Origin of the sequence: Fulvivirga kasyanovii (genome assembly GCF_009711405.1) — a bacterium.
Lineage (GTDB): Bacteria > Bacteroidota > Bacteroidia > Cytophagales > Cyclobacteriaceae > Fulvivirga > Fulvivirga kasyanovii.
Genome location: NZ_SMLW01000431.1, coordinates 1 through 10,179, shown reverse-complemented (window position 1 = coordinate 10,179; position 10,179 = coordinate 1). Strand labels below are relative to the sequence as shown.

At 41.0% G+C, this 10,179-nt stretch carries 7 protein-coding genes; 2 read left to right on the top strand and 5 right to left on the bottom strand.

Features of this window, described 5'->3' with window-relative positions:
- Positions 1-91 precede the first annotated feature (91 nt).
- A complete protein-coding gene (locus E1163_RS06525; RefSeq protein WP_155170632.1) occupies positions 92-514 on the top strand; it encodes a hypothetical protein in 423 nt (140 codons plus the stop codon).
- A 38-nt stretch (positions 515-552) separates the two neighbouring features.
- On the opposite strand, the gene E1163_RS06520 is transcribed toward E1163_RS06525, so the two are convergent.
- The 4 genes from E1163_RS06520 to E1163_RS06505 form a co-directional block, all read right to left on the bottom strand.
- Entirely contained in the window at positions 553-5,325 is a 4,773-nt protein-coding gene (locus E1163_RS06520) for an ATP-binding cassette domain-containing protein (RefSeq protein WP_155170631.1), read from the bottom strand.
- A 145-nt stretch (positions 5,326-5,470) separates the two neighbouring features.
- Positions 5,471-6,022: a hypothetical protein gene (locus E1163_RS06515; protein ID WP_155170630.1), complete on the bottom strand. Its 552-nt coding sequence runs from the start codon at positions 6,020-6,022 to the stop codon at positions 5,471-5,473.
- 125 nt (positions 6,023-6,147) lie between these two features.
- The gene (locus E1163_RS06510) at positions 6,148-7,653 is read right to left on the bottom strand and encodes a WG repeat-containing protein (RefSeq protein WP_155170629.1); all 1,506 of its coding nucleotides are present in this window, start codon (positions 7,651-7,653) and stop codon (positions 6,148-6,150) included.
- A 226-nt stretch (positions 7,654-7,879) separates the two neighbouring features.
- Complete coding sequence (locus E1163_RS06505; RefSeq protein WP_155170628.1) at positions 7,880-8,503, bottom strand: hypothetical protein; 624 nt, start codon at positions 8,501-8,503, stop codon at positions 7,880-7,882.
- A 424-nt stretch (positions 8,504-8,927) separates the two neighbouring features.
- On the opposite strand from E1163_RS06505, the gene E1163_RS06500 reads away from it, so the two are divergent.
- A complete protein-coding gene (locus E1163_RS06500) occupies positions 8,928-9,731 on the top strand; it encodes a DUF6896 domain-containing protein (protein WP_185155988.1) in 804 nt (267 codons plus the stop codon).
- Positions 9,732-9,786: 55 nt separating this feature from the next.
- Here the strand turns inward: E1163_RS06500 and E1163_RS30455 are convergent.
- On the bottom strand, positions 9,787-10,179 hold a 393-nt coding region (locus tag E1163_RS30455; protein WP_221417950.1), incomplete at its 5' end, for an FEKKY domain-containing protein.

The following is a 10,179-nucleotide window of genomic DNA, read 5'->3' as shown; positions in this document are numbered from 1 at the left end:
TATATTGGCAGGGTTTATATTGTATTGGGGTAAAAAGAAATCCCACAAATAGGTTTTACCACTAAAGACGTAGAAATAAATCATTAAAAATGTGAAGGGTTATCAAAAATTTGGATTGATCGCAACACAGATCCTTTTTGGATCCGGTTTTGGGATTTTAGGTTTTATCACCTTCGCCGTTTTAGCCACTATCTCCTTTGAATTATTCGGAATGTACTTAGAATTATCTGCTTCAATTTTCTATTCAATCATTGGGGGATATATCGGAATGCTTGTAGGCGTATGTTATACGGGTTATAAATTCTTAAAATCAAAAAACAGAAATACAGAGTTTTTCAGGCATTTCCTTCAATGCTTGCTGGGCTTGATTCTCGGACTTGGTGTCTTTTTATTTGTTGCCGTCTATGGCAGCAGATTCACCAACATGACCACTAACTTTTTAGCTAGCACTCTGCCTTTAGTAGGAGCTATAACATGTTTTAATATTGGTTTAACTAAGCAAGAAAAAAAATAAGGAAGCCGTAGAGTGTCCTGCAAATTGTCTTACCTACCTCAACGCCAAATCACCTCCCCACCCTGCTCTCCACTACCCGGCCCCAACGTAACGAGTTGATCTGCCACTCCAATCAAAGTGGCGTTATGTTCAATGAAAAGTACCGTATCGCCACGGTCGACTAATGATTGGAAGACCTTGATTAATTGCAGTATATCAAAATAATGAAGGCCGGTGCTGGGTTCATCGAAGAGGTATAGTGTACGGCCTTTTCGCTTTTGTAGTATGGAGGTTGCCAGTTTCAGTCGTTGGGATTCCCCTCCTGACAAGGTATTACCTGCCTGCCCCAAACGTAAATGGCCAACCCCTACTTGCCTGAGCACTTCAAGGCTTTCTACAATAGCGCCTGACTTGAAAAATGTTATAGCTTCCAGAACGGTCATCTGAAGCGCTTCGCCAATGGAGCGTTCTTTTAGCTTACAGGCTAGAATAGTATCGTTATAACGCATTCCCTTGCAGGTATCACAGGTCAGCCACACATCGCTCATGAAATCCATGCTGGTTTTTACTTTGCCATAACCTCCACAAGTGGCACACTTACCGTTCTTGCTTTGGTAGGAGAAATCTGCTTTTTTTAGCCCCGCTTCTTTTGCTTTTGCTGTTTTTGAGAATAGCGTTTTTAGCTGCTCCATAATTCCGGTGTATGAAGTCGGTGTACTTAGTCTGTCCTGGGTGAGGATGGACTGATCCATGAGCAATACTTCTTCAAACTGCTCCAAACCATAGACTGAAGCACAGTTTACCGGCCTGTTTTTGAGCCAGGAAGTGTATAACACCTCTTTGACCAAACTGGATTTTCCACTACCTGAAACACCCGTGATGGCAATAATCTGCCCCGCATAAAAGGTGACATCAATGTGTTTGAGGTTATTGGCGAAAGCACCTTTCACACCAAATGGATCGCCTTTTGGGTGCTGCGGCTTTGGAAGGATATTTTCATTAGCTTCCAATAACTTGTAGGTAACCGAATGCTTAGCCCTGGCAATATCGCTCACCTTCCCCTGGTAGATTACTTCACCTCCCAGGTTGCCGGCTCCCGGTCCCATTTCAATCATATAATCGGCGCTTTGGATAAAAGAGGCATCATGCTCCACGACCACTACCGTGTTTCCGTTGCTCACAATTCTTTTCAATGCACCGGCTAAAGCAGCTACCTGCTCTTTGTCCAAACCAATGGTCGGCTCATCCAGCACATAGGTGACACCAAACAGGTGGGTTGACAATTGACCGGCCAGTGTAACCCGCTGGCGTTCTCCACCGGAAAGTGTGCTGACGGCCCTATCCAGGTTTAAATAACCCAACCCAAGCTCCACCATTGTATTCATCGCTTCTTTAACCGTGGGTAAAACCACCTGGCTAATGGCCAAAACCACTGGGTCTACCTGAGTATCCAATTGCTCCATCAAACGAAGGCAGGTATCAATATCCGTACTGGAAAGGGCATGAATATCTTTTCCCAGAAACTTTGTATTCAATAACTCAGGTTTTAATCGGGTACCATGACACACCGGACATTCCACATCGTGCAATAAATCTTCTATGTGCTGAATGCTTTTGTTGTGAAGCTTCCGTTGATATTCCTCATCGATATAATTACAGAACCCGCGCCATTTGGCGGTTAATGCCTGCGTACCGGTTCGTGATTTGGTGGTAAACTCCCAGGTTACTTCCCAAATTTTATCGCCTGTTCCGTAAAGGATGACTTCTTTGACCTCATCCTCCAACTCCTGCCACGGGCGGTCGATATTCCAATGCTTTTGTTTTGCCACCTCCTTCAGCGTAGCCATAAACTGGCCATGCACATCGGCATAGTAAGCCATGGCCTTATTGGTAGAAACTGCCCCCTCCCAAATGGATTGATGAGGAGCAACAATGACCTCATTGGGATCGCAGGTTAATTTCACCCCCAGTCCATCACAGTGCGGGCAGGCACCCAAATGATGGTTAAAGGAAAAGTGTTGGGCGGTGTAGTTTTCTCCTTCGTGTTGGGCTATCCTCGAATACAACAACCGGAAGGCATCATAAACTCCTGACAAGGTGCCCACAGTAGATCGTTTGGATGGCGCACCGCCTTTTCTGTTGATGCCAATGGCCGGCCCTAAGCCCGAAAATGAAACAATTTCAGCTTCACTATTTTGTTGAAGAAAGCTTCGGTGGTAGGTAGATAGCGATTCTGTAAAACGCGCATTGGATTCGGCAAACAATGTATCATATACCAGTGATGATTTTCCACTCCCAGAAACACCGGTAACTACGGTCAATTGATTTTTGGGAATACGCACATCAATATTTTTCAACCCATGGGTAGTTACACCATTCAATACAATTTCATGGGAAACATTACTCTTAGGAGTGGCTTTTTCAGGTGGAATATGGACAGGTTCAGGCGTTCGCTCCGGCTTCCCCTGGTAGACAATAATACCTCCCGCGGCACCGCTTTCAGGGCCAAGTTCAATATGCCAGTCACCATATTCAATAATGGCTTCATTCTGTTCAATGCAAACTATGGTATTGCCTTTCTTTTTAATGCGATCGAACAATTGCAGCAACGAATTGATATCATCATGGTGCAACCCGATGCTGGGCTCGATGATCACGTACAGGGTGTCTCCGGTATCTTTTTTCTGAAGTTGATTGGCAATTTTAATACGCTGCGCTTCTCCTCCCGAAAGTGTGGTGGAAGATTGCCCAAGGGTTAAATACCCCAGCCCTACTTCCTGTAATAGCTGTAGTCCTGCCAACACTTTTTTCTGGTCTTCAAAAAAGGAAATGGCCTCGTTAACGGACAATTTGTAACAATCAGCAATGGACAAACCCTTGTATTGGATCGCCAGGGTTTCTGCATTGAACCGGTCGCCGTTGCAGGTCTCGCACACCAAATCTACGTTGCCTAAAAAGTGCATACCTATTTGCGTTTTCCCTGCACCCTGGCACGTTTCGCATCGGCCGCCTTTGTTGTTAAATGAAAATCGCGACTTGGTAAAACCCTGCGCTTTTGACTCAGGCAACATAGCAAATAGATCACGAATATGATCAGACAAGCCCAAATAAGTGGCCGGATTGCTGCGGGGTGTTTTTCCTATGGGGGAATGATCAATAAAAATCAGTTTATTGATCGCGTCTATATTTTCATGACCGCTGAGCTTCGCAGGCCTGTCTACTTCCATGCCCAAATGCTGCTGCACTGCCTGAAGCAAGGCACCTTTTACCAGGCTCGACTTCCCCGCTCCTGACGGACCACTAATCACGTTGAGCTTGCCTAACTGAAACGAGACATCAATATTTTTTAAATTCCTTTCGTGGCATCCCATCAAATGAATTGCTCCACGTTCTTTTTTGGAGGATGATTTAACAATTTCGGGCGGACTTTTAATGGCTCGAAACGTTGGGCTAATCTCCCTTAATTCATCCTTTTGGATAAACTCAGAGAATGCTCCGTTAAAAACTACCTCTCCTCCATAAACACCTGCTTTTGGACCTATTTCAATAATATGATCGGCACTGGTAATGGTATCCAGATCGTGCTCTACCACGATCACGGTATTTCCTTTATTGACCAGTGCTTTAAAATGATGAATCAATCGCTCGTTCTCTTGCCGGTGCAGCCCAATGGAGGGTTCATCAAACACGTAGAGCACGTCACTTAAGGGGACAGATAGCTGGTTAGCCACCCGTATACGCTGGATCTCACTGGCACGAAGCGACGCTGCGGAACGGTCTAAGGTAAGATGACCTAATCCTAAATCTGCCAACAAATCCACTTGTGCTTCTATTTTAGTCACAATTTCCCGGGCAACTGCATCCCAAGTGTTCGCCTGGATCCAGGCGTTTAATTCGCTCAGTTCAAAGCGTGTTACCTCCGCAATGGATTTGCCATGCACCGTGACGCTTAGGGCATCGCTATTTAAGCGCGTACCATGGCAATCGGGACAAGTTACGGCATGTACGTACTTGAGAATATTGGCATTCCGGTCCCTTCTCAAAATATCCGACATGATCGGGATCATGCCTTTATAATAGCCTTCTTCACGCGGTTTGGCCTTTATGCCGGTCCACTTCAAGCGCGACTCCAGGCTATGCTTCCCAAAAGGTACTTTTATTTTCTCGCTACCGTACAAAACAACGGCTTGCTGCTGGTCAGTGAGCTCATTCCATGGGATATCCACATTAAACCCTTCAGCTTCACAAACCTGGTTGAGCACATCAATCGTCACCTGCGAGTACATGATATACCCGTTGGGCAACGTGGGCGCTAAGGCTCCTTCTCTAATGGATCTTTCAGGAAAAGCGATAAGCCGGTGAAGGTCGATTTCCTCCTCTTTGCCAATGCCATTGCAGCGCCTACACTTCCCCACCGCCGAGTTAAATGAAAAAAGCGCACGAGAAAGCGCTATGTTATTAGGGGTAGTTCCCGTTCGTGCAAACAGCAGGCGCAACCAATCATAAATATCAGACAGGGTACCCACCGTAGATCGGGCATGCATTCCGGTAGTGCGTTGCCCAATGGCAATCACCGGAGAAAGCCCCTCCATTTCATCGACATCGGGCCGGTTCAATTTGCCCATAAATTGCCGGGCAAATGAAGGCAATGTTTCAAAATAGCGCCGCTGCCCTTCTTTAGCAATGATATCAAACGCAAGACTCGACTTTCCCGAACCCGATATTCCCGTCACCACGATCAATTGATTATGGGGTATACGCAATGAAATATTCTTCAGGTTGTTGGTTCTTGCTCCTCGTATAACTATTTCAGGATGTGTGCTTGAAGTCATCGCGTGAAATTAAGGAAATTAGATTTAGAGGGGTCCAAAAAATAGTTTCATACTGTTTTCAGTCAAGAACTACAACGCAGAATTAATGGGGCATTTTTCAGTTAAAACCTGTAAAACAATTAAGCATATGTGCTGCCAGTCAATGTTAGCGATATTCACTAAGTCCCCTAAATATCTCGAAAAGAGCTCTACCATTCTCAAGTTCGAGTCCTAGGTTAGCCCTGTCCTGAGGGTAAATATTCTTGTTGGGAATAGTGGCCATTAGACTGTCCAAATTAAATGATCCTTCCAGTTGACCTTCTTTGAATAATATTTGAATCGGTTTTTCATCGATTAAGTAATAACGATAATCTGTTTGCCAGCATTTTCTAACAGGCTCTTCAAAATAATTTTCACCAGATTCAGCAGTGTAGATAAAAAACAACTCATCATCTTTAAAAAAGTACTCCTTGCTGAATCCTTGAAATTCGGAGCTATGTTCAAATATGACATAGTACAGTTTATCCGCATTATGATAAAAAGTGAAGGCCTGATGTACATCATCAAATTCTCTGTTTAATGTAGCTATCTCATATGTTTTTTCGTTGGCCTTATACTTATAATAATATTCACGAATTTCATCCAAGGAGCTTTGTCCCCAAACTAAACCCGAATTAAACAATAATAGTATTGTGATAGTAAAATGTAATGTCTTCATCGTTAATGGTCAACTTATCATTCGTAAGCTGGGCTTTTCAAACATCTATAAAAGTATCTGAGCGCACGTTCCTTTGCAAATAGCTCTGTAAGCTTATAGATGATAGTGTCTGTTGTATGCCGTTATTAAAAGTCCCCTAGCTCTCCAGATAGAAATTGAGTTTTAGAAATTGTTCCCTGGTACTCGTTGGAATAAATTTTTGAGTCACGATTAATTGATAGTTCGTACCTGAGTGTTGTTGTAAAATCACCTCTAAAAACTGGAGATGAAAAAACAAAATACTTATTCGGTGGAAGTTGAACATCATGATAACTGTTACCGCACCTGCTATCTATGAAATTTTCTAAATATAGCCAAGTTCCATCTTCATTTAGAGCTTGTTGTAAAAGTTCAATCTGTCCATCTTGCGCATCAATTTGAAGCGTGTCTGTTGTTCCGTTAATTAAATAGATTTTATTTCCAAAATACTTATCAGCAAATGGGGTTATCTCTTTGGGGTTAACAAAAAGTTTGATTGAGTTTAATGTGTCAGCCGTCAATGTATGTGGATCATTATTAAAAACACTTCTATCAGCAAAGAGATATGAATGCGTTTCAAGTGTGTCAAGTTTCCATGCTGAAGTATCGATGTTTCCGTACATGTAGGAGTCATCTTGAGTCCAAACAAATTGACCTGATTTATTGATGTATCCTCTTAGCCCATCCTTTCTTACCCAGCACAATCCTCCTTCAAAGCCAAACTCCCATTCCACATAATCAAATGTCGGAGAAATTGCTACTTCTCCTTTTTTGTTGAAAAATCCCCATTTACCATCTTCGAGGAACGCTGCCAATCCATTGTGGAAATCATTTATCATGTGATGTTCAACCGGGATTATTATTTCACCTTGTCGATTTATAAACCCCGATTTATGGTTCACTCCAGGAATTGTTACCTTAGCCATTCCATCAGAGAAGTCAAAAAGCACTCCAACCATGTTCAAGTTATCAATAACCACCTCGCCAGTCTTGTTGATATAAACGTTCTGGCCATTGATTCTGACTCCTGCCAATCCTTCTGAAAACTGTCCATGCCCCATTCCTGACAGTTTTATTATGGTCTCACCCTTTTTGTTAATATATCTGCTGCTATCACCTGTCCAGATTTTTGCAATTCCTTCACTAAATGAATCACCATATGGGTAATCTGTCAAAATTTCTAACTCACCGTTCAAGTTGTAATAGCCAACTCTGTTGTTCACTTCGGTCTTGGCAAACCCTTCATGGAAGCTCGAAGTGTATTCAGTTGGTTTAAACACGATTGAACCTAATTGATTAATGAACGCTTGAGCATGGCCAATGTATTTCAAATCAACAAGCGCTCTACCACTTGAGAAATTTCCAGCCTCATAAAATTTAGGTTCAATTATCATTGTTCCGGTTGAGTCAATATAGCCCCAAAGGGAGTCAATTCTAACAGCAGCTAACCCTTCTGAAAATCGCTTAGCTTCATCATATGTCGGTTGTATTTCGAATTCTCCATCTATATTGATAAACCCAACACGCCCATGTTCCTTCGCTGGAAATAAAGGCTTGGTTGTTTCTTCGCATGCAAGTAAAGCAGTTAGGAAAATTAGGTGATGAATCTTCAAGGTTCTCGAGTTTTATCAGGAACGTGAATTTGTGATAAAGATTGCGTTACGAATGACATGCAACGCTCTTACTAAACGTACGTCTCGATTCGCGCAAACAACAAGCGTAACAAATTATAAATACCAGACAGTGTGTCCACCGTAGAGCGACATGCATTCCGCCAATGTACATCGTAAAGTAAAATCGTTGTTACTGAAAAAGTTTAATGCCAGTTTGATAACCTATTTAATATTTAGAGTATTTAAAAGATTTTTGAACACTGCCAGTTAATGTTTTACCATTTCCCATGACAATATCGAACCAAATAATGTAGTTATTATCAGACCCACGGACATTGACGGTTCCTCCTGCCGAATGCGTATAAGTTTCTTGATCTTCAGCATCATAAACTCCATTGCCATTTAAGTCAAGCCAAAAGGCAAACTGCCCAAATACCTTTTTATTAATAACCTGATCACTTGTAACTTCTGTTATATGAACATAGGAATACTCTCCTTCTCTAAACGTTGTAGTATCCGGATAAAATAAACCTACATAAAGTTTATACGTGGCATTTTCATTTCTATATATATCACCCCATTCATACTCCTCTAATCGATATGCACCATCTGTAAAATTGAAAATGTATAAATTATGGGTGTCGGAAGGATTGGACTCCCCAAATGCTGGAGAAGAAGGTCCTGCATCTTCTATCAAGCCGTCTGCTATTGGATATTCCTGACCGTCATAGAGAAAAGAATTGGTTATTTCAGGTATACTATCCTTTATGCCATCATCTTCTGAGCATGAAAAAATTAGAGTTCCTGCCAAGAATAAGCATACTAAAGTTGAAAGTTTTCTTGTATTCACAGTAGTTATATTGTAATTGTTATTTTCTGTATTAGTAAATAGACAAAGTTGGGATTTTTTACATTAAAGATATGGAAGTGGTCGAGGATTTCTCCAAAAATACATTTTAGGCTAAAGCCTCTGACATATTGGTCGAAACGAACACAAAAAAATTACTAAGACACTTAAATCGATTATGCGGCATCGCAATGAAATATTCTTCAGGTTAATGGTCCTTGCTCCTTGTATAACTATTTCCGGATGTGTGCTTGAAGTCATCCTGCGAAATTAAGAAAATTAGTTTTTGGGGAGAGTGCATGGTGGAAATTACGATTGCTATTCAAGGCTATTAAAAATCTATTTGATTTGCTAGCTTTAGACATTTCTAATAGTCTCATACTCCATATATTAAGCCATTGTCCATCACTAGAGAAAATCGACGCAATTGGATAGAAAAACTGACATAATACCCATTAGAACTCTTGAACAGGTCCCAAGCCTTGAATCAATCAGTGCAATTCCAAGAGAAAGTACGTTGAAGCTAGTTTTTATGAGTGGACTAGATGATCAACGAGAAGAAATTGGAAAAAACCTAAAAATGAGATTAACGGGATTTCAAGTTGGGGTACATACAATTAAGCCCGAAATAAATATTGCCAAGCTTATAACAGACAAAGAAATTGAAGATAATCAATCCTTCTTTATAGAATGTGCTAAGGATTACAGACTGTTAGGAGAAGAACTTGTATTTATGTTAGTTCATAAACTGGGCATAAACCTGAATAAGAGCTTCCCTATAGAAACTTTTAACGAGCTTAAACAAGACCATAGGCAAAGTGGAAAAGTCGGGAATTGGAGATACTTTGTTCATGGCTTTCATTGCGGATTCAAGAATATTAAAACAAATCAAGAAATAGAAGTTCCTCTTGTTTTTGGGCCTGAGTTTGGCGAATTGGATCCGTATTTTTTCACTAGATACATCAAATCAACACCGAAATATAATCCACTACCCGTCGAAATTTATGAAGACTATGCTGATGGAGTCAGGATAAACGAGAAAATGCTTAAGCTTGGAAAATTTGAAAGGATAAAATCAAATGTGGGCGATCATTACGGAATAGTTGTTGTCGACAGGGGAAAGGCAGAAATCAAATCGTCAAAAGATGTAAACGAACCACAGGAATTAAGAAATAAGCAAAATAAAAAACCAAAGTTTAGCTTTTGGAGATTCATAGGGCTAAAAAGCTAAATCGAATGCGCCAAAAAGCGCATATTACCTACCATACAGAATCAAGGCAGTATTTTTATTTTTTCTTCCAGTTTTTCAGTCCAATGACATCTTTTCTGACTTCTTTTAGCCATTCTTTTCCGTACTTCATGGTTAAAAAATCGAAAATCATCTCGTTGTACGCTATAATTATTTCATGCTCGGGCCCAGTGCAACCGTACTCGTAAAAGTAAATTTCATATTTTTTCTCAAATTCAGGATCAGTTCCAATTACGGTAGGTGCAATTCCGCCCTTTAAAAGTAAAAATGGAATTCCATTCTGTATATCTAATTTCGCTAATTCAGCGGCTTTATTTATATCCGTTACGAAGGTTAATTTTGAAGGTCCTGAATTATTTAGTTGTTCTTTAGAAAATTCTCCAATTCGACTCAAAATCACTACTTCATCTTTCGTTTGTCCAAAAGATGC